The 19,905-nt window shown below is 48.2% G+C and carries 21 protein-coding genes and 3 pseudogenes; 14 read left to right on the top strand and 10 right to left on the bottom strand.

What is annotated here, in order from left to right:
• Positions 1-188: 188 nt before the first annotated feature.
• From GQS64_RS10290 to GQS64_RS10280, 3 genes are read left to right on the top strand one after another with little or no spacing between them, the layout of a single operon-like run.
• Positions 189-1,277 (top strand): ABC transporter substrate-binding protein, encoded by a 1,089-nt coding sequence (locus GQS64_RS10290; RefSeq protein ID WP_198231510.1) that lies wholly within the window; start codon positions 189-191, stop codon positions 1,275-1,277.
• Positions 1,274-2,284, top strand: a complete 1,011-nt coding sequence (locus GQS64_RS10285; protein WP_198231509.1) for a FecCD family ABC transporter permease — start codon at positions 1,274-1,276, stop codon at positions 2,282-2,284. Before GQS64_RS10290 ends, GQS64_RS10285 begins: the two co-directional genes overlap by 4 nt.
• A complete protein-coding gene (locus tag GQS64_RS10280; RefSeq protein WP_198231508.1) occupies positions 2,281-3,057 on the top strand; it encodes an ABC transporter ATP-binding protein in 777 nt (258 codons plus the stop codon). Before GQS64_RS10285 ends, GQS64_RS10280 begins: the two co-directional genes overlap by 4 nt.
• A 37-nt stretch (positions 3,058-3,094) precedes the next feature.
• Here the strand turns inward: GQS64_RS10280 and GQS64_RS10275 are convergent, their stop codons facing one another.
• Positions 3,095-4,261, bottom strand: a complete 1,167-nt coding sequence (locus tag GQS64_RS10275; protein WP_198231507.1) for an LLM class flavin-dependent oxidoreductase — start codon at positions 4,259-4,261, stop codon at positions 3,095-3,097.
• A gap of 230 nt (positions 4,262-4,491) precedes the next feature.
• Complete coding sequence (locus tag GQS64_RS10270) at positions 4,492-5,961, bottom strand: histidine-type phosphatase (protein ID WP_198231506.1); 1,470 nt, start codon at positions 5,959-5,961, stop codon at positions 4,492-4,494.
• 481 nt (positions 5,962-6,442) lie between these two features.
• Between GQS64_RS10270 and GQS64_RS10265 the strand changes: the two genes are divergently transcribed.
• Positions 6,443-6,637 (top strand): hypothetical protein, encoded by a 195-nt coding sequence (locus GQS64_RS10265; RefSeq protein WP_198231505.1) that lies wholly within the window; start codon positions 6,443-6,445, stop codon positions 6,635-6,637.
• 129 nt (positions 6,638-6,766) lie between these two features.
• On the opposite strand, the gene tet(G) is transcribed toward GQS64_RS10265, so the two are convergent.
• Positions 6,767-7,942 carry a tetracycline efflux MFS transporter Tet(G) gene (gene tet(G) / locus GQS64_RS10260; protein WP_001257840.1) on the bottom strand — a complete coding sequence of 392 codons (1,176 nt, stop codon included), beginning with the start codon at positions 7,940-7,942 and terminating at the stop codon, positions 6,767-6,769.
• A 103-nt stretch (positions 7,943-8,045) separates the two neighbouring features.
• On the opposite strand from tet(G), the gene tetR(G) reads away from it, so the two are divergent.
• The gene (gene tetR(G), locus GQS64_RS10255; RefSeq protein ID WP_000163574.1) at positions 8,046-8,672 is read left to right on the top strand and encodes a tetracycline resistance transcriptional repressor TetR(G); all 627 of its coding nucleotides are present in this window, start codon (positions 8,046-8,048) and stop codon (positions 8,670-8,672) included.
• On the opposite strand, the pseudogene GQS64_RS10250 reads toward tetR(G), so the two are convergent.
• The 3 genes and pseudogenes from GQS64_RS10250 to folP form a co-directional block, all read right to left on the bottom strand.
• Positions 8,669-8,785: pseudogene (locus GQS64_RS10250) on the bottom strand (DUF3363 domain-containing protein); the annotation flags it as partial. The gene tetR(G) and the pseudogene GQS64_RS10250 overlap by 4 nt on opposite strands.
• A 93-nt stretch (positions 8,786-8,878) precedes the next feature.
• Complete coding sequence (locus GQS64_RS10245; protein ID WP_000214125.1) at positions 8,879-10,093, bottom strand: chloramphenicol/florfenicol efflux MFS transporter FloR2; 1,215 nt, start codon at positions 10,091-10,093, stop codon at positions 8,879-8,881.
• Between the two features lie 216 nt (positions 10,094-10,309).
• Complete coding sequence (gene folP, locus GQS64_RS10240; RefSeq protein WP_023835631.1) at positions 10,310-11,293, bottom strand: dihydropteroate synthase; 984 nt, start codon at positions 11,291-11,293, stop codon at positions 10,310-10,312.
• A gap of 101 nt (positions 11,294-11,394) precedes the next feature.
• Between folP and GQS64_RS10235 the strand changes: the two are divergent.
• From GQS64_RS10235 to GQS64_RS10215, 5 genes and pseudogenes are all read left to right on the top strand, one after another.
• Positions 11,395-11,637 (top strand): annotated as a pseudogene (locus GQS64_RS10235) (phage integrase N-terminal SAM-like domain-containing protein); the annotation flags it as partial.
• 161 nt (positions 11,638-11,798) lie between these two features.
• Positions 11,799-12,179 carry a CRISPR-associated endonuclease Cas1 gene (locus tag GQS64_RS10230; protein ID WP_369805255.1) on the top strand — a complete coding sequence of 127 codons (381 nt, stop codon included), beginning with the start codon at positions 11,799-11,801 and terminating at the stop codon, positions 12,177-12,179.
• 67 nt (positions 12,180-12,246) lie between these two features.
• Positions 12,247-12,528: pseudogene (gene cas2, locus GQS64_RS10225) on the top strand (CRISPR-associated endonuclease Cas2); the annotation flags it as partial.
• Positions 12,529-12,854: 326 nt separating this feature from the next.
• Positions 12,855-13,148 (top strand): hypothetical protein, encoded by a 294-nt coding sequence (locus GQS64_RS10220; RefSeq protein WP_198231504.1) that lies wholly within the window; start codon positions 12,855-12,857, stop codon positions 13,146-13,148.
• A gap of 106 nt (positions 13,149-13,254) precedes the next feature.
• Complete coding sequence (locus GQS64_RS10215; protein ID WP_198231503.1) at positions 13,255-13,437, top strand: hypothetical protein; 183 nt, start codon at positions 13,255-13,257, stop codon at positions 13,435-13,437.
• A gap of 83 nt (positions 13,438-13,520) precedes the next feature.
• Here the strand turns inward: GQS64_RS10215 and GQS64_RS10210 are convergent, their stop codons facing one another.
• The 4 genes from GQS64_RS10210 to GQS64_RS10195 form a co-directional block, all read right to left on the bottom strand.
• Positions 13,521-14,240, bottom strand: a complete 720-nt coding sequence (locus GQS64_RS10210) for a protelomerase family protein (protein ID WP_198231502.1) — start codon at positions 14,238-14,240, stop codon at positions 13,521-13,523.
• Between the two features lie 662 nt (positions 14,241-14,902).
• Positions 14,903-15,295 carry a hypothetical protein gene (locus GQS64_RS10205; RefSeq protein ID WP_198222379.1) on the bottom strand — a complete coding sequence of 131 codons (393 nt, stop codon included), beginning with the start codon at positions 15,293-15,295 and terminating at the stop codon, positions 14,903-14,905.
• Between the two features lie 20 nt (positions 15,296-15,315).
• The gene (locus GQS64_RS10200) at positions 15,316-15,492 is read right to left on the bottom strand and encodes a hypothetical protein (RefSeq protein ID WP_198222382.1); all 177 of its coding nucleotides are present in this window, start codon (positions 15,490-15,492) and stop codon (positions 15,316-15,318) included.
• A gap of 57 nt (positions 15,493-15,549) precedes the next feature.
• Positions 15,550-15,990, bottom strand: coding sequence for a helix-turn-helix domain-containing protein (locus GQS64_RS10195; protein ID WP_198222384.1), 441 nt, complete (start codon positions 15,988-15,990; stop codon positions 15,550-15,552).
• 144 nt (positions 15,991-16,134) lie between these two features.
• Between GQS64_RS10195 and GQS64_RS10190 the strand changes: the two genes are divergently transcribed.
• From GQS64_RS10190 to GQS64_RS10175, 4 genes are read left to right on the top strand one after another with little or no spacing between them, the layout of a single operon-like run.
• Complete coding sequence (locus tag GQS64_RS10190; protein ID WP_198222386.1) at positions 16,135-16,431, top strand: helix-turn-helix domain-containing protein; 297 nt, start codon at positions 16,135-16,137, stop codon at positions 16,429-16,431.
• A gap of 8 nt (positions 16,432-16,439) precedes the next feature.
• Positions 16,440-17,294, top strand: coding sequence for a ParB/RepB/Spo0J family partition protein (locus GQS64_RS10185; RefSeq protein ID WP_198231501.1), 855 nt, complete (start codon positions 16,440-16,442; stop codon positions 17,292-17,294).
• A complete protein-coding gene (locus GQS64_RS10180) occupies positions 17,294-17,749 on the top strand; it encodes a hypothetical protein (RefSeq protein WP_198222390.1) in 456 nt (151 codons plus the stop codon). Before GQS64_RS10185 ends, GQS64_RS10180 begins: the two co-directional genes overlap by 1 nt.
• Positions 17,750-19,891, top strand: coding sequence for a Mu transposase C-terminal domain-containing protein (locus tag GQS64_RS10175; protein WP_198231500.1), 2,142 nt, complete (start codon positions 17,750-17,752; stop codon positions 19,889-19,891).
• Positions 19,892-19,905 lie beyond the last annotated feature (14 nt).

Raw genomic sequence — 19,905 nt, 5'->3', positions numbered from 1 at the left:
CGGAAATTGCACTAAAGAAGCGATTGCTCATCTTTAGCGATTAAACAAACGGGGCGAAAAATTCTGTTCTCATTTCTGTTGTGTCGTTATATAGGTAAACAATATAGCGTATAACGTTATATAGTTAAGATATATAACGAATCCCATTCATAAAGCCCTCAACCATAGATGTAAAGGTGCTCACGATCATGGCAGAAACTTATCCCGTTTTTTCGCGTTTTACGGCGAAGAGATATTGGCAAGCAGTCTTTATAGTTTTTGTCATTCTTTTAATCGCTTTTTTGCCAAATCATTCATTGGCGCGCGAGCTTCGTGATGTCAGCGGTGTCACAATAACAGTTCCCGACAAGATCGAACGGATTGCCGCCGCCGGTCCTCCCGCGTCGATTTTTCTTTATTCGCTCGCTCCCGATTTGATGCTTGGCTGGCCCAACCGGTGGAATCCCCGCTCGATAGAGTTTCTGGGCGAACCTGCCACAACCATGAAAATCATCGGTTCGATCGGGGGAAAAAGCGGCGCTGAAAGCAATCTTGAATATCTTATTGCCAGTAAACCCGACATTATTATTGATCTTGGCAATCACGGTAAGACCAATCTGTCTATTGCCGAAAGAGTAAGGAACCGCACAAACATACCGTTTGTTCTTTATGATGGCAGTATAGATCAACTGCCCCATGCCTATCGTGAAGTCGGCGAGCTCATCGGCAGGAAGGATGAAGGGGAAAAACGCGCTGCCTTTATAGAAAATCACTTGGCAAAAATCGACAGGATCATCGCAGCCATTCCTTATAGCAAACGTCCCGGAATATATTATGCGCGCGGCATGAACGGGCTTGAAAGCGGTGGCACAAAATCCATCCACGCCGAAACAATCGAGCTAGGCGGCGGGCGTAATATAATCGGCGAAGTTGGCGGCAATACCGGCATATTGCAAGTTTCAGGCGACCGGATCTTGGCACTTGATCCGGATATTATTGTCGCTTCGGATAACCGTTTTGCCGATATGGCCAAAAATGATCAGGTTTGGAAAAATTTAAGGGCAGTCAAAACCGGACATGTGCTTACAGCGCCTTCTTTACCTTTCAGTTTTATCGATCTTCCACCTTCCGTCAATCGTGTGATCGGTGTGATGTGGCTTGCCCATCAACTCTATCCCGATCGCTATGAGGGAGATTTCAAGGCCGATTTGAAAGAGTTTTACGCGCTTTTTTATCATGTTGATCTTGATGACAGTAAAATTGATGCAGTTCTCGGCCTTGCAAAGGCCGAACAATGAAATATTCAATAGGACAGGGGGCAATCTATTGGGGGCTTGCAATCATGGCAATCATGGCGATGATTGTGCTCAATTTGTGCGTGGGAGCCTATCCGGTTTCTTTCCATGACTTATATGGCTGGCTTTTATGGCGTTCCGGCGCTGCTTTAACAGTTGATGAAAATGTAAGAGTCATTATCGAAAATATTCGCGCTCCACGTATTATTGCCGCTCTGGTTATCGGTGCCGGGCTTTCCTGTGCAGGTGCGGCTTATCAAAGCCTGTTTCGCAATCCGCTCGTCTCTCCCGATTTACTTGCAGTCTCTTCGGGGGCAGCACTTGGAGCATCTCTCTCCATTCTGTTTTCACTGAGTTTCGTTTTTTTGCAATTCGGTGCATTTCTGGGGGGCGTGGCGGCTGTTTGTGTTGTTATCGCCATTGCCTCGCTTGCCCGTCATCGCGATAGAATCCTGTCTCTCGTCCTTGCCGGTATTGTTGTCAGCTCCCTGTTGGGCGCGGGCGTTTCACTGGTAAAAATTCTGGCCGACCCTTATGAACAACTCCCATTATTGACATTCTGGTTACTCGGCAGCCTTTCGCGCATCCAGAATTATGAAATATTTCCTCTGGTTCCGGTTTTTATCATCGCAATGGGTCTTATCATCGCCATGCATTTCCGGATTGATGTCATGACTGTCGGCGAAGAAGAGGCGGAAACTCTCGGTTTGAATGTCGTCCGCACCCGCTTGCTCGTTATTGCTTCGGCAACGCTTCTCACCTCGGCAGCCGTGTCGATAAGCGGAATTATCGGCTGGGTCGGTCTCGTTGTCCCGCATATGACGCGCATGATGGTCGGTCCTTCTTTTGCCCGCCTGGGGCTTATGTCATCCTGCGTTGGCGGGCTGTTTCTTCTGTTTGTCGATACGATTGCCCGCACATTGACGCTGGTTGAAATTCCGCTCGGCATTCTGACAGCCCTGATTGGCGCGCCGATATTCATCTTCCTTCTGGTGAAAGGGCGCACATGACAGAAGATAAGCTTCTATCGGTTCAAAACCTCACGACCGCCTATCGTAACAAAATTATCACCAATGATGTGAGCTTTCATCTTGCCGGTGGTGAAGCCATCTGCATTCTGGGAGCAAATGGCGAAGGTAAAACCACTTTGCTCAAAACAATTCTCGGAATTCTGCCTAAAAAAGCGGGAAGAATTTGCTATGGCAATAAGGACATATCCACCCTCACAATTGCCGAAAGGGCAAAATGCGTAAGCTACGTGCCACAAAATAGCGCGGGCAATTTTACCTTCACTGTGCTTGAAATGGTGTTGATGGGAAAAGCTTCGCAAATATCGTTGTTTTCAAAACCGACAAAAGCCATGCGGGAATCCGCCTTAGCCATTCTGGAAAAACTCGAAATCGGTGATCTTGCTCATAAATATTATCCGCTTATCAGCGGCGGCCAACGCCAGATGGTTCTTATCGCGCGTGCATTGGTACAAAATGCCGGCCTCATCATTCTCGACGAACCGACAGCCAGTCTCGACTTTTCAAATCAGGACAAATTGATGCGCCTGCTCGCAAATCTGAAAAAGGCCGGCCAAAGCATTATCTTCACAACCCATCATCCCGATCAGGCCTTCTATTTTTCCGATCGCTCGCTTTTGATAAAACATGGCCATGTTATGGATTATGGTGATACCGGACGGGTCGTCGATGAAACCAATCTTTCACGCCTTTATAATGCAGATATAGCCATTGCCGATATTAGGGGCAAAAAAATCACCTATATCCGCGATTAAAAAACAGGTTTTGGCGATTAAGCCAATCACCGTCCAGCTATTGCCGGTCATCTTCGAGATAAGGCTTGATATTTTTGACAATTTTTTCCAAGAGCCGCAAATTGAAATCAAGGCCGATTTCATTGGCAACCGGTATCATGATTGTGTCAGCAAGCCTGACGGCTTCATCCTTTTTCATAAGCTCGACGATTTCTTCTGAACTTCCACAATAGCCACCTTCAAAAACCGTGCGGGCTTTTCTGTGGTTCGGCCATAAATCGGCAAGCTTTGCACTCACATCGTGGAATTGTTTTTTCTCTGCTTCATTATCAAGCGGCACCAATTCGCGAATAATGGCCACGCGCGGTTTCCGTTTGTGTCCGGCTTCCTTCCAGGCTTGCAGATAATGTTTGATATGGTCCGGTTGATTGGCAAATTTGACCATTTTTCCGGTCTGGCCTGCTGTTGACGACGAGGCTGCACTTCCATTTTGTGTTTCACCGGTTTTAGCAAAAGTGCCAGCCTTCTTTTCCGGAATTGCCTTCTTTTCCGTCATGGCGTTTTTCTCCGTCATGGCTTTGTCAGTTTTCGGCCCGCTATTTCCGGCACTTTGCAAATTCAAACCGTGTTTGGCAGCCCATTCGGCACTACTAAGAGAACCGGAAGCCCACCAGATACGTTGCTTCAAACTTGGCGAAAAAGGTTCGACACGTGCCATTCTGTAATCGCTTGGATCATCAGGAAAAGGGTTTTCCAATTTGATATTCTTTTCGCCATTCAACAGATCAAGAAAAATTTCGGCACGTTTGATAGCCATGTCGGTTTCATTCTGGCCAGCTTCCGGTTGATAGCCGAAATGGCTCCACCCTTCTATCGCCGACCAGGGCGCGCCTCTCCCAAGTCCGAGCTGTAAACGCTCCCCGCAAATAAGGTCGGTAGCACCGGCAGTTTCTGCCATATAAAAGGGATTTTCATAGCGAAGATCAACAACAGCCGTGCCAATTTCAATTCTGGTTGTTCTGGTACCGATTGCCGCCAAAAGCGGGAAGGGGGAAGAAAAAGAGTTGGAGAAATGGTGAATCCGGAAAAATGCACTGTCAACGCCAATTTCCTCGGCAGCAACAGCCATTTCTATCGTTTGAAGAAATGCATCGCGTTGAGATCTGGTCGAAGATGTATCCTGCTCGTTCCATCGGCCGAAGGAGATAAAACCGATATTTTTCAAGATAGACACCGTGATTTTAATTCGTTATATAGTCGAGCTATATAACACTTCAAGAGCATCGTCAAAGGCACTCCTGTTTCCCGTTTCCGGCTCCGCAAACGAGTTTCAAAATCCTTACTGTTCCGAATTATCCGGCGAAAATAATTGCTCTATCGCTACAATTTTCAAGCAATCGGGAAGTTGAAATTCTCTTCATCAGATTGCAACATTATCTTCAATGAAATAAAACCTCATTTGAACAGCGGAAGGTTATCGGGAATATCATCGAGTTTATCACGATAGAGACTTATAAAAGTTTCAAGGTCACAAAGCGTTCCAAGATCGGAAGCACCACTTTTCGCGCTTTCCTTTTGTCCCGCTGGATTAGCGTTATCCTGTTTTTCGGGTGTTTTGGCTTTTTCTTGCCTCTCTTCCATTCTGTCTTTTTCATCTTTTCCGGATAAACTGCATTCCGGATTGGTATAAATTTCGCGGGCAATCGGGTTTTTCTCTGAAAGCGGCGTTAGGAACCGCCATTCATCAAGTGTTCGGGCAGCAAATGACAATTGCACGGCTAAGCGGCCGGTTTTGTTATTTTTATAACGCTTGAATATCAACATGCCACCGGGGGGAATATCGTCTGCCGGATAGGAAGCAAGTTTCCAATGAAAATCCAATATGGTTTTGATTTGTGAAATATTGGTGTCATGGCCGACAAATATAACAAGGGGGAAACTGAGTTCCGGAAAGCTCTCTTTGTTTTCCGCCACGCTACCGGCAGTAAGGCTATCGGTTATTTCATGCATTAAAATATTGCCGCCGGTTCTTGCAATTTCCATTGTATTGTCGAGAAGATCATATTTTGCCGCATGGAGGCTCATGAGTTTCAACACATCGCCCGCATTTTTTACGTGCCCGAATGCAACCTCTTGAAGGGGCAATCCTTCACTATATTGCAAGCGGATTGTTTCCGAAATTGCACTGGCAGCCGAGACCGGGCCGGTCAATTTGTATTTTCCGGATTTTGTTTTTTTGAGGCTCCATTTTTCATCCAGAAATTGGCAATCTTTCGGGTCTGTGCCACACACGGTTTGGCGCAATAGCGCCACATCACCGGCATATTTTTGTGCGGCTTTTTCAGGCAAGCCGCCCATGGCTTTCATCACTTCATTGTCAACCTTTTTCGGGTCGGGTTGCGCCAGCCCCATTTCCACAGATTGAAAAAGCGGGTCTTTTTTTTGAAGCGGCAAATGGCTTGGCGTTATACCGCATCCGGGAAACATACCGTCGGTTAAAGCTTGCGCTGTTGCAACAGTCCGCTCGATAGGGCTTGCCCAGATGAAGGCTTCATTTTTTTTCGGGCAAGGGTCGGAGAGTGCAAGGCCTTCGCTTTTCCAGTTTTCAAACATATAGCGGGATTGGTCAACAATTCCCGCATAGCCATGGCCGCTCAGATTGCCGTCGGGGACACTCCATCGCGGCCAATTCTTGCCGGTTGCTTGATCGAGTTTTGCGGTGTCGTTTTGCGGGCGCACACCATGGCGCATCAAAACCACCACCTTGTCCAATGTGTAATCAGAAAAATCCTCACCGGCTATCGCCTCCGGCTTTGATATAGACAAACTCAACAGCAAAACGACAATGAAAACCGCCATCAAGCGGCATATTTGAACCCGCAAAAAACGGATTGTCGCAATAGACATGTCGGTTGAATTTTTCATGTGCTAATCGCCTTCAAGCTCCGGCTTCAAAAATCGTCGTTCCTCTCGAAAGAATGTCGTCATCTATCGAAAATAGTTATTATCCGCTCTTTTAACAGGAAAAACGCAAAAACAAGCCGAATATTTCCCGCCGCTATTTTTGGGCAAAAGCTATTCCGCCTTTAAAAGATAGCATTCTTTTTTTCCACCAAGCACAAAGTGGCCGGAATGATGACAAGTCCGCTAAATAAATAATATGTAAACAACCACGAAACCCGTGCGAGAAAAAATGTGCGAAAAATAAATGAAAGTACAATAAAAAACAGCCCCCTGAGGAGCTGTCTTATTTGGTGCATATCTAGCTTGTTAACAGCCAGACCGCATTTTCTAATCTGTGAACATTAAATTATATGAAAATAACCAGTTGTCAATATTTTTTTATTCTTGCTTATTTTTTCCTCTTGTTTAAATTTTTCAATAATTTTGCGTGAGGGGAGCGGTTATGACTGCAGAAAATTATTCCAATGTTCGTTTTTCTTTCGATATTGGTACGAATTCTATCGGCTGGGCCGTTTTTCAATTAAACGACAAGCGGGAAGCGGTAAAAATTCTCAATGCCGGCGCACGTATTTTTAGCGATGGTCGGGATCCGCAAAGTGGTGACCCGTTGGCGGTAAGGCGGCGTGACGGAAGTTGAGATATTCGGCGACAGCGAGAGTGTGAACTAAGGTCATCATTGGCACTCGCCCCGAAAGGAGATGATTGCTCAACAGATTTAATCCGTCATTTCTCCTAAGTCTACGCATGCCAAATCGCCATGACTAAATCACAATGAAGTTGCGAATGGTCTGCGTAGTATTGGCAGACATATTAAATAGAGGATCGCGCCGACAATCCAAACCCAACCGTTCCATGCCCCGGCGGTGGCAGAATAGAGTGCTGTGAAGCCAAGCGGTCCTGCGATAGAGCTTAGATTGGTGAGGCTCGTTAGCGTTCCTTGCAAAGCCCCTTGCTTGTTACTGCTGACATTGTTTGAGAGCATTGCCTGCAAGGCCGGCATGCCAACACCCCCGGCGGCAAGCAGCAACAGAATCGGGAACACCATCCATCCCTGCGTGGCAAAAGCCAGAAGAACGAAGCCAGTCGCATCCGCAGCCATGCCAAACAGCAGCGTGCGCCGCTCTCCAAGCCGGCTTGAAAGCGGGCCGGTAACAAACGCTTGGAAGATCGCATGTGTTGCCCCAAACGCCGCGAGCGACAAACCAACGGTCGCGGTGTTCCACTGAAAACGGTCCTCGCCATATATGACCCATAGGGCTGCAGGCACTTGGCCGATCAGTTGAATAATGAAGAAAACTGCGAAAAGCGCACCTAGCCCGCGCAATGCATCATCCAGCCGTAACAGAACGAATGGTTTGATGCGAACCGGCTTTCCGGTCCCGCCATGGCTGTGATGAGTCTCCTTGAGGAAAATGCAGGCAAGCAGGAACGCGAACCCGTTGAGAAGGGCGGCGGCGATAAACGGGGCATGAGCAGAGATACCACCGAGCATGCCACCAAGTGCTGGCCCGGCAATCATGCCCGCCCCATAACAGGCCCCCATGTAGCCGAACCAGCGTGCGCGAGAACCTTCCCCCGTCGAATCGGCAATGGTTGAGGCTGCTACAGCTCCGGTTGCGCCCGTGACGCCGGACACGAGTCGGCCGATATAGAGCACCCATAAGACCGGCGCTGATGCCATAATCGTGTAATCGACTGCGGCTCCTGCAAGAGAAGCCAGAAGTACCGGACGCCGACCGTAAGAATCCGAAAGCTGTCCAAGCATGGGCGCGAAGACGACCTGCATCAATGCATAGAGCGACAGCAAGGCACCATAGTGTCCAGCGACCTGCTCTGCTGGCACAAGCTCACGCAGAAGCGTCGGAAGGACGGGCATGATGAGGCCGAGACCCATGGCGTCAAGACCCACGATCAGCAGGGCAATGATGGCAGAGCTGCGCACCTGAAACTCCAGCGCCGCTCAATGGAGCGACTTTATCAACGATAAGGAGATGGAAATATAACTTATCGGTGATAAATTGTCAAGCACTGGCGAAGGAACGTGAATGACCAAACTGGACAAGGGCACCGTGATCGCGGCGGCGCTAGAGCTGTTGAACGAGGTTGGCATGGACAGCCTGACGACGCGGAAGCTCGCTGAACGCCTCAAGGTTCAGCAGCCTGCGCTTTACTGGCATTTCCAGAACAAGCGAGCGCTGCTTGATGCGCTCGCCGAGGCGATGCTGGCGGAACGCCATACCCGCTCGCTACCCGAAGAGAATGAGGACTGGCGGGTGTTCCTGAAAGAGAATGCCCTGAGCTTCAGAACGGCGTTGCTCTCTTATCGGGACGGCGCGCGTATCCATGCCGGCACTCGACCGACAGAACCGAATTTTGGCACCGCCGAGACGCAAATACGCTTTCTCTGCGCGGAGGGCTTTTGTCCGAAGCGCGCCGTTTGGGCGCTCCGGGCGGTCAGTCACTATGTGGTCGGTTCCGTTCTCGAGCAGCAGGCATCTGATGCCGATGAGAGAGTTCCGGACAGGCCAGATGTGTCCGAGCAAGCACCGTCGTCCTTCCTGCACGATCTGTTTCACGAGTTGGAAACAGACGGCATGGATGCTGCGTTCAACTTCGGACTCGACAGCCTCATCGCTGGTTTCGAGCGGCTGCGTTCATCTACAACAGATTAGAGGCTTATGCCCCTTTGCCGCCCCAACTGCCACGACACCGATCCGCTTTGCACGATGCCCATGACCTCACGGCCGAGCTGGCGGTCGATGACCGGCCGCCACGGGACAAGGGAAATGAGCGGTATCTTGCCAGACAGGATACCGCCATTCACGAGGTTTCGAAGATTATTGCGCCGCATCGGAGCGGGCTTGCTTCCAGTCGTCGGCTAGACGACTGGCGACTTCTCGGTGGCAGCATCACGGGATCGAAGGAGCGCCAGCCCCAACGACACCAGCACTGCCATTGCCGTGGCGTAACAAATCACGGGCCACGCTGTATCGCCGTTTAACAGCGTCACCGCCAATGTCCCGACGATACTGACTATCAGGCTTTGGATGCAGAAGTAGAACGCAACCGCTGATCCAGCGATGTCGTCGAACTGCGCAAGTGCGCCGTTGGCGGTAACGGACACCGTGAAGACAATGCCGACCGCGACAACCCACATCGGCAGGATGAAGCTGAAAAATGACGGCGATCCGAAAAGTTGGCCGATCCCCAACAGGATCGCGCCGGAAACGAGCAACGCCATCCCGCGCGCTACGCATCCCGCGATACCCCATTTGGCAACGAAGGACTTTGCGAAGCGGGTTGTCGTGACCATGACCAGCGCGACAGTCGCGAAGGCCAAGCTAAATCCGATCTCGGAATAGCCGGCTTGGCCTATGAGAACACGGGGGGCTGTCGAGAAGAAAACGAAGAATGTGCCCATGCCGGCACTAAATCCGACCGTGTAAACCCAAAAGGCCGGACTCGCGAAGATCGGCAAAACAGATCGTTGCGTTCTGGCCTGATCCAACGGTCGGGTTTCATGCCACCTGAAACTGGCGTTTAAGAGTGCGAGCGAAGCCAGTGCAGCCAGTGTGATGAAGATCGCCTGCCATCCCCAAAACTCGCCGATCAGCGCACCGGCTATAGGGCCGAGCGCAGGCACGAACGCCAGCATCGAACTGAAAAGGCCGTAGATGACGGCACCTTCGGGACGATTGGCATATACGTCGCGCACGGTCGCGAAGGTGGCCACCAGCATGGCCGATGCTCCAACAGCCTGAACCAGACGAAACGCAACAAAGGCTAATGCAGTTGAAGAACAAGCCGCTCCCAGAGACGCAGCAACGAAAGCCGTTGCGCCTACAAGCAGGATCGGCCGTCGCCCGACGCGATCGGAGAGTGGCCCAAAGATCACTTGGCCCACACCGAGCATCACCATGTAGAGGCTCAACGTGAGTTGGATTATGGATGGAGTCGTGTTCAGGACGCCCGGCATCGCCGGAACGACTGGAAGATAAATATCCATCGCCAGCGAGGCGAGGATGTCGAAGGGAGCCATAAGCAGCAAGGCTGCCGGCAGCGTATAGGCCCACGCGGGGCGTGTGGTGGTCATGACGAATCAACCTCTCGATTAAGGATACCGGGCAGCGTCTGCTCGTCAGCAATCAGATGGGATTGGTCTTACAGAGCGCCGCAACAACAATTCTGATGTTGCGGCTTACTTGTCTGCTGACTTGGAATTTCCCATGCTGATGGCTCCACGATTACGAAATTGAATAGCAGCTCTTATCGAATTAGTTGTTGCGTTGCAATGCGGTATCGTTGGCTCCTATAGCCCCAACCCCCGCTGCCGCCCTAACTGCCACGACACCGAACCGCCCTGCATGATACCCGCGACCTCGCGGCCGAGCTGGCGGTCGATGATCGGCCGCCACGGGACAAGGGTGAACTCGTGGCTCTTTTCCACGATGGCGAACTTGCCGCTCGTTAGCTGGACAGTCCCGGTGAACTTGCCGCTGACACTCTCACCATCCTTGGCGGCGCGGAACGGCAGCGCCTTGCCCTCGGCCATCTCCGCACCGGCGCGCGCAACTTCCCGCTCGCGCAGGGTGGCGAGAAGATTGCGCCGGTAGAAGATTCGGCCGTCCCTGTTGCGCGTGGCGTCGCGCTGTTCGATATGATGCTCGCGGCGCTGGTCCATGGCTTCGCGGACCTGTTGCCCGAAGCCGGTCGGCGCAAGGTCGGCCGTTTCGCCATGGACCAATCGCCGGTCCATCCCCGGATCGAGGATGAGCCGGTCGGCAGCGACCCCGCTCCGTCGCAAGGCGGAAACCCGCGCCTCGAAGAACCGCACAATCTCGTCGAGCGCGTCTTCGGGTCGAAGGTGACCGGTGCGGGTGGCGATGCCATCCCGCTGCGCTGAGTGCATAACCACCAGCCTGCAGTCCGCCTCAGCAATATCGGGATAGAGCGCAGGGTCAGGAAATCCTTGGATATCGTTCAGGTAGCCCACGCCGCGCTTGAGCGCATAGCGCTGGGTTTCCGGTTGGAAGCTGTCGATTGAAACACGGTGCATCTGATCGGACAGGGCGTCTAAGAGCGGCGCAATACGTCTGATCTCATCGGCCGGCGATACAGGCCTCGCGTCCGGATGGCTGGCGGCCGGTCCGACATCCACGACGTCTGATCCGACTCGCAGCATTTCGATCGCCGCGGTGACAGCGCCGGCGGGGTCTAGCCGCCGGCTCTCATCGAAGAAGGAGTCCTCGGTGAGATTCAGAATGCCGAACACCGTCACCCTGCTGCGTAACATCGTTGCTGCTCCATAACATCAAACATCGACCCACGGCGTAACGCGCTTGCTGCTTGGATGCCCGAGGCATAGACTGTACAAAAAAACAGTCATAACAAGCCATGAAAACCGCCACTGCGCCGTTACCACCGCTGCGTTCGGTCAAGGTTCTGGACCAGTTGCGTGAGCGCATACGCTACTTGCATTACAGCTTACCAACCGAACAGGCTTATGTCCACTGGGTTCGTGCCTTCATCCGTTTCCACGGTGTGCGTCACCCGGCAACCTTGGGCAGCAGCGAAGTCGAGGCATTTCTGTCCTGGCTGGCGAACGAGCGCAAGGTTTCGGTCTCCATTGCCCGTCAGGTGCGTAGCGGTGACCCGGAAAATAAGGAAGCACAGGCCGCCCGAAAATATTGGAAAGCATTATTCGGAACCGCCTTCAAGCGTGACATAGCACAAGGAGGTGTCAACAGCCTTTTAAATTATGGTTACATCGTTCTACGTGCACTTGTTTCACGCGCCATTTGTGCGGTCATCCAACATTGGGCGTTTTTCATTCACATCGTGCCAATGCCTTCGCGCTTGCTGATGATTTGATGGAACCTTATCGTCCTTTTGTTGATCGCATGGTCTTCCACCTGCTTACTCAAGGAAAAACAAAAGTTGATGCCGGGGTAAAAACTTATCTTGCTTCACTTTCAACACTTGATTTGAAAAGTCATGTTGGAACTTCGCCTGTCAACCAGCAAGTTCAATACTTTGTACATTCGGTTGCGGAAAGTTTTGAAAAGGGCAAGGTCAAGTTGGCTTTACCTGATGAGCGTTCAATTTTTTCTTTGGAAAACAGTTCGGTTCAAATTGATGAGGCGTGGGGAGAAGATGACAATTATGACAGCCTATCTTGAACGTGCAACATCGGGTCCTAAACATTTAAGCGGGTATCGATTAATGTGGATATGAGTTACTTTCGACTTACCGGTAGACACAAGAAAACAGCGCCACGACGCAACGAAATTCAGACAATTTTTGTTGGATATTGGCTTCGAGATGAGCGAGTTCTCGAACTATCTGCGTTTCTGTAACGGAAAAGAACAATTTGAATCTTATGTCACGAAGATCGAATGCTCCTTGCCTGAACGAGGAAACGTCTATATTTTCCAATTTACCGACAAGCAATATGAAAATATCGTAAGATTTTCCGATCAAGCACGTAGGAAACGTCAAAAAAATCCCGCTCAACTGGTGTTATTTTAACGAAAAACAGCATTTTTTTTAAAAAAATGTCCACTTAAACCTTATAAAACAAGGAGTTAAGTGGACATCGGTTGTAACAGATTAGAAAATGCGGTCAAGCCGCAACTTACATAATCTTCATTTGTTTTTTGCAACTGTTGTAACAGATTAGAAAATGCGGTCAAGCCGCAACCAAATCTTCCGGAAAGCGCGGGTCGAATGAGTTGTAACAGATTAGAAAATGCGGTCAAGCCGCAACACCCGCGAGCAGCCTGTAATATGCTGCCTCGTTGTAACAGATTAGAAAATGCGGTCAAGCGGCTGTAGAATATGTTTTGGTTTCATCAGTGTTGTGCCGTGGATTGTTTGCCCTTTTCGTTCAAAGCATGTCCCGCATCACGTGGCAATGTGCGGAAGATGAAGACATCAAACGCGATATTATCAAATTGGTATCAAACGGTATTTCTAATGAGTACTCATCAGATTGGATGAAAGAATATCATCTTGAATGCACACGCGATTTGATAAATTCATGGCTTGAACAAAAAACAGAAAATAGAAAACAAGCAAGAAACTTTACTGCGGCCATTGTAGACGTAAAGCGTAAAACGGGCGTTACAGTTGAGAAAATTATTCATTAACAATAAAAAATATTAAATTTATAATAAAAATAATTTACAATAATAAAAATGTTTCATATCTTCTTCTTAAGAGAGAATTTTGGCAAGAGTTACAAGAGGCACCAAAATGAAACTTACTTCAATGATTGCACTGGCAGTAAAATGGACAGTTGAAGAGCGGCTTGAAAAGTGGGCAGAGTTGGAAGAGTGGAAGGAAGAAAGGTACAGATATTGCCTTAATCAAGCTATTAGTTCTGGTGATACCAATCGGTATAATAAGCTGTTAGCCACACATATTCCTGATTGCTAATATTTTTTAAATTCAGCAAAAAATTAAAGCCCCTTTTGATAGGGGCTTTTGTTTGTTTGGTTTTCTATCCAGAACCTTAATACTCAAGCGTAGGAATTTGGATATTTTTCTTTCATCTCGCTGTAGTAATTTTTCAACCGATGTAAAAAACGTGTTTTTATGCCTTGAGAAACACCGGCCTTTGTCACGTCTGGCAGATAAAATTTCATATAGCTATTTTCCGTCTGTAGATATTCGGTCGAATGTCCGAGTATTTTAGTAATAAATCCAGCTTTTGTCAGATTATTCGGACGGAAGAAAGCATTTGTAATTTCTACATAGATTGTCCTTATATCGGAAAATTTTATTTTTAGGCCTTCTGGCCAAGATTCACTAAAAAGCTGGTTTCTAATGATTGAAGCAATACACTTTGGAGAAGGTGTTCGCAAAAGATCGTTTTTAAATTCGTCCGGTGTCATTTCCGCCCATTCTTTGCCAAACGAGCTATTACGCATAAGCCAGTGTGCGTAAATGACATTTTTCGACTGCGTCAGTGTCGGGATTACATAAGTTTTGTCGAAATTCGTCCCGTCCGCACCCCGCGTCTTGGCTTGGCCGTATAAATTTACATGCCAAGAATCATATGCATTTTGTACAGGTTTCTTATCGACAATCAATTGTGCTGGAGAAAAATCTCCTTGGCAAAAAATCTCGACAACACGCCTACCGGTGAAAAGTGTTAGTAGAACGCCTATTTTTACCGCTTCTTCACGTGATAAGTGTTTGGATTTTTCCTTTGCTTCATCGAGCAGTGTTGACCACACACCGGAGTTGTAACAGATTAGAAAATGCGGTCAAGCCGCAACAAACGATTTCAGAGATCAGAACTTGGCCAATTATATCAGCCTATAAAACGCGATCAGGCTGCAAGCTTGGTCAATAAAGCCAATATTGCAGCCTGAACACGACAGATTAAAAAATGCGGTCAAGCCGCAACAAAGTGTCAATCACTAGTTTACGCGTTACAGTTTATCAGACTAGAAAAAGCGGTCAAGCACGGCCATTCCGAACGGGCGCTGTAGGGGACTGTGTTATTTGAGACAGATTTCCAGAATATTTGAGTCATGAAGAACTGACCGAAAAAAACCGCAATTGCTTGAAAAATATTATAAAAACCCGATTGCGGCTGAAAACGCGGAAAAAATCGTCATGATCTGACAGACTATCATTTTCGATCAATTCGCTATCATTTTAATATCATTTTCAATCAAAGTGCTATCAAACGGAACGTCAAGTGTAGCAAGGCCTTGCACTGATTACGCCGTTAGAATGTGACACGATATTTGAGACAAATAACTGTTTAAGGTGGGAAATTTTGAATGAAGTTACGCGACGTTGTTCCCACCTAAAATATATACAATAATAACAAGGCGTTAAGGTGAAAATCTTTAATGCCTCGATTTTATTGAGGTGGGAACAGAAGAATTCACTTTTTTTCAGCTTGCCAGATAATTTCGGTAGCTTCAATTTGAGCCATACCTGATGCGCTTTTTTTTGCGATGCCATTTATGACAGCCACGCAATTATCTTTCGGACGGGAATTGCCGCACTTTTGTAAACCATAAGACATTTCTTTTTTTGGAAGTTTGTTCGGCAATATGGTAATAGCCCCAGCATTCCCTGTCTCTGTTTTAACACGGCAAAGAAAGCCATCAATCGAAACGTTGCTTGCTTCACAATCGTCGATCTGGACAGACTGACCGATCAAATTTTCACATTCCAGAAGATAATCAAAAGCAGACATCGTTTTGAGTTCATCGGCTGAAGCTATGCCTACAGTCAAAATAGATATTGCTATAAAAATTCTCACTCCACGCATTTTATCCCTCAGTTTCCTATTTATTTCTCTCTGGTATCTCTTTTCAAATTTTCTTCATTTTTATTAATATTGAAGGTATTAATATTGCCGACAATGATTTGAATCACAGTTCCAGTTACAGTTTCATTATTCGTCTCATCAGTGTGGTGTTCAAAAGCTTTTGCGAGTTTCTCGTGTAATTCATCCCAACCGTTCATTTTTGGTCTCCCTACTTTAATCTGGGAAATCATGATATCATTTGGTCAAGAATTGTTTTATTTTGCGGCTATAAGCCGAATAATATTATCGGCATCTGTAGCATCATATTTTTCACCGCTTCCAAGAATTTTATAAGCAATCGCTATTAATTCTGCTTTGGAATTGGGCTGTAACGTCTTTTTTACTCTTTGCAATCCTTCCTCGACCGCTGAAATAGCCATAGTTAAGCGTTCGTTATCAATCATTGTATCAGCACCATTTAACGTCATGTCGCCGGCACCAGACAAAAGCCAGTTGATATTTATTCCATATAATTTTTGATATTGTGCCAAGGTTGGAGCGTCCGGCGCAGAATCACCCCTTTCATAATTTGCGAGAGTTTTTGCATTTATACCCAAATTTTTAGCAAATACATCTCTGTCTAGATTACCGTTTCGTTGACGAATTAATCTAAGCCGTTGACCTAAAACAGTTTTTATTCGTTCTGGGCGCGCCATGTCAAAAAGCAAAAAATAGGTTTACAAAACCCAAAATTTGCCTTAACCTCCTTTATTATAAACCGTGATTACGGTCTGTATTTATAATCCAACTACCAGAAAAAAAGCGGGTGCTGCTACAACCGCTTTTTGGGAGATTAAGTAATGAGTAAGCCTAAGTTAGACTGGCCAGGCATTATTGCCGAAATAAAACGGCGGGGCTTTAGTTTATCCGAACTTGCCCGTGAAAACGGCTATCACCCGTCTACGTTCGTTCAGGTGAAAAACAAGTGTCACTATAAAGCACAATCAATAATTGCGGCTTGTATAGACCAAGATCCCTGCCTCCTTTGGCCAGATCGTTACCTCATTAAAAAACCTCGTGTTCTATCTAACAGATATAAAGCGATTTTAGAAAGTAAAAAATCTAACGCTTTGATTGACATGGAGAAGGCCGCATGAACGCCCCTATGTCAACAAAATCAATAGAGCCTGACAAGGTTCTATCTGATCGCCTCGTGCTTGATCTGGAAATCAAAAAAATTGTGGTGCCAGAAAATCGTGCTAGGCATGTGAACCCAGCCTATGTTGATGCGTTGGCCGGTTCGATTAGAGAACAAGGCTTGCAATATCCGATCAAGGTGCGTGAACAGGAAGGCAAGCCGGTGCTTGTATCCGGCCGTCATCGCCTTGAAGCCTTTATTCTTAACGGTGAAGAACGCATTCCGGCGTTGCTTTCGACCGCAAAGAATGAGCATGAGGCGCGGCTTGAAGAAGTCACTGAAAACCTTATACGTAACGAGCCTAAGGGACTTGATCGCTGCCAACATCTTTATGAAATGAAGCTTGCTTATGAGCAGTTGCATCCCGAAACAAAGGCGGGTGTGGCTGGTGCAAAAGCACGCCACGGTTCTGCAAACGAAATTTTTTCGTTTGCACAAAAGACGGCTGAAGTTTTGGGCATATCCAAACGTTCGATTGAACTGGCCGTGTCTGTTTGGAAAGGCCTATCAGACAAAAGCCGGCGCCGTTTGGTTGGCACATGGCTAGCCGATCATATGGCTAATCTGAAAATATTATCCGAGCAAACAGCGAAACAACAAGAGGCCATACTCAATCTGATTTTGGCGACACCGCCCAAGGCCTCTAATGTTACGGAAGCTTTGATGCTTCTCACCAATGGCTGTCTTCCGTCCGCCATCGAGCGCAAATTTAAAGCGTTATCAACAGGCCTTTCAAAACTGAAAGATGATGAACTTGACGTTGTGCTGACCCCGCAAGCTGAAAGAATTGTTGCGTGGGTGAAAGCCAAGGGGCTGGCATAATGAGCAAGCGCCGCGACATAAACACGCTTGATCTTTTCCGTGACTATCAACCGGAAGAAGTCGCGGCCAAGCTTGCGTCTGAAATTACAAAAGGGGGGACTTTAAACGTAAAAATTGCGCGCGTGGTTGCCCATGCGTGCCAACAATCGGGCAAAACACGCGAAAAAATAGCTCAAGAAATGTCGGAGTTTTTGGATCAAACAATCACAGTCAATATGCTGGATGCTTATGCGAGCCCAGCGCGTGAAAACCATAAAATAACATTAGAACGGTTCATAGCGCTGTTAGATGCAACTGAATGCGCCGGTTTATTGGCCTTTATATGCCAATTTGTGGGGTTTGTGGCGGTGCCGGAACGCTATGCGGATATTATTGAAGTCTGGCAAGCCGAACAGCAATTAGAGAAAATCAGCCGTCGCCGTGACCAGCTTCTGGCAAAAGTGAAGGGGCGTTGAATGTTTCAATCATTTTATTCGCCGCAAGAAATCGCAGACGCAATTGTCCGTCATGGGCTGAAAGTAATGCCCGGCACCAAGCGCGGCGTCCAGATTGCTATAAACCGTGAAGGCTGGGACAATTCACCTTTAGCCCGTAAAAGATGCGGACGTTCGGGTGGAATGGAATATCATGTTTCTTTGCTTCCTGTAGCATTGCAAACAGCGTTGATGGTTGAATACACAATGCCGTTCCGTCGCAATGAGGTTGCGAAACAAAAAAGTCGTGATCTGGTCAAGGCCGATCAAGTGCAAATGACTGATCTGACAGCTCGACAAAAGGACGTGATGAATGCGCGCGCTGGTGTCTTGCATCATATCAGTATGCGTATGTTTGATAAGGGTGACTCTCAGCGCAGTGCAATCTTGGCATTCTTGGCTGATCTGCAAGCCGGTCGGCTAGCTCCAGAATTAGCGGCGCTAGCTATACATGCCAATGATAAAGGGCGTGGCCTATCACGTGGCACAATTGCGCGTTGGTTTGCAATGCGCGAAGATGGCGGGTTGATAGCACTTGCACCCAAAAAAACCCGCGAGAAACAATCCGTGCCGGTTTGGCTCAAAGCTTTCTTGAAGTATTATCGCCATCCACAAAAGCCAAGCGTTGCGCAGTCCTACGAACGCTGGTGCTTGGATAACCAGGGCCAGACAATGCCCAGCTTGCGGCAAGTGCGACACGCGCTCGATAAGCTGCCAGAAATTGAAAAACAGCGCGGCCGGATGGGACCGCATGAATTAAAAACACTAAAAGCATACAAGAGCCGCGATGTGTCTGATCTTTTGGCCGCGTCGGTTTATGTGGCCGACGGAAAAACGTTCGACGCGGAAATCGCACACCCGTTGCATGGCCAACCATTCAAGCCGGAAATCACCACAATCATTGATGCGCATAGCCGCAAGATTGTAGGCTGGTCGGCTGCGCTGGATGAAAATGCCAATGCCGTCATTGACGCACTTTTGATGGCTGCACGCACTTGCGCAATTCCCGCCTTGTTCTATTCGGACAATGGGCGTGGATACAAAAATAAAAAAATGGAAGATGACTTGACCGGCTTTTTGTCACGGCTAGGCACAACGCCGACGCATGCCATTGCGTACAATAGCCAAGCCAAAGGTGTCATTGAAAACTTTAACAAGCGTTGGACGGTCTTAGCTCGTGAGTTTCCAACCTACATTGGCCGCGATATGGATCGAGAGGCTTCAAAAGTTGTTCACAAGACAACACGAAAAGATATTCAAACAAGCGGTATTTCATCTTTGTTGCCGTCATGGTCCGAATTTTTGGAAGCCTGCCAGAATTTGATTGATCGGTATAATGACCGGCCACATAGAGGTCTGGACAAGATGATTGATCCAGTCAGTGGCAAGCGGCGCCATATGACACCGAATGAAGTCTGGGCGCGGTCTGTTGCCAATGGTTTCACGCCTGATCTCATTGATGACGAGGAGGCTCGTGATCTCTTGCAGCCTTGGGTCATTCGTAAGACCCGCCGTGCTTTGGTCGAATGGTTGGGCAATAGTTATTTTGCAATTGAACTGGAAAAGTATCACGGGAAAGAGGTGATCGTTGCTTATGACATACACGACGCACAAAAGGTCGTTGTGCGCGAGATTGTCTTGATCGACGGTGAACGCAAGCCCGGTAAGCTGATCGCCGTTGCGCAATTTGAAGGTCACAAGACCCGCTTTGTGCCCTATAGTGCAGAACAAGCGGCAATGGAAAAACGCCACAAGGGCCGCAAGGCTCGCGCCATGCGCAAAGTTGATGCGATTGATGCAGAATTGCACGCAATCACTTTGGACGCTTATAGCGACCCCGTTATGCCAATGCAACCGATTGAAGCGCCGCGCCCCGTTCTGGTCGCAAGCAATGATGCGCCAATAGTGCAGCAAAACAATTCCACCACAGCCAGCAAGCGTCCGAATTTCAGGGACGACGCCGAGTATGCGCGTTGGCTTTTGGATAACCCTGAAAAAGTGACGCCGCAAGATCAATCGAATATTCGTGATGATCTTTTGGCAACAAAACACAATGCTGATTTTCTCGGTCGCCAAGGCGTTGATCTGGATGCCCTCGTAAAGCTTGCCCGATCTGCCGCCTGACGCCGGAAGTCATA

Origin of the sequence: Bartonella sp. P0282, from assembly GCF_048452985.1 — a bacterium.
Classification (GTDB): Bacteria; Pseudomonadota; Alphaproteobacteria; order Rhizobiales; family Rhizobiaceae; genus Bartonella; species Bartonella choladocola.
The sequence above is the reverse complement of the archived record's forward strand: the minus strand, read 5'-3'. Positions and strand labels throughout refer to the sequence as shown.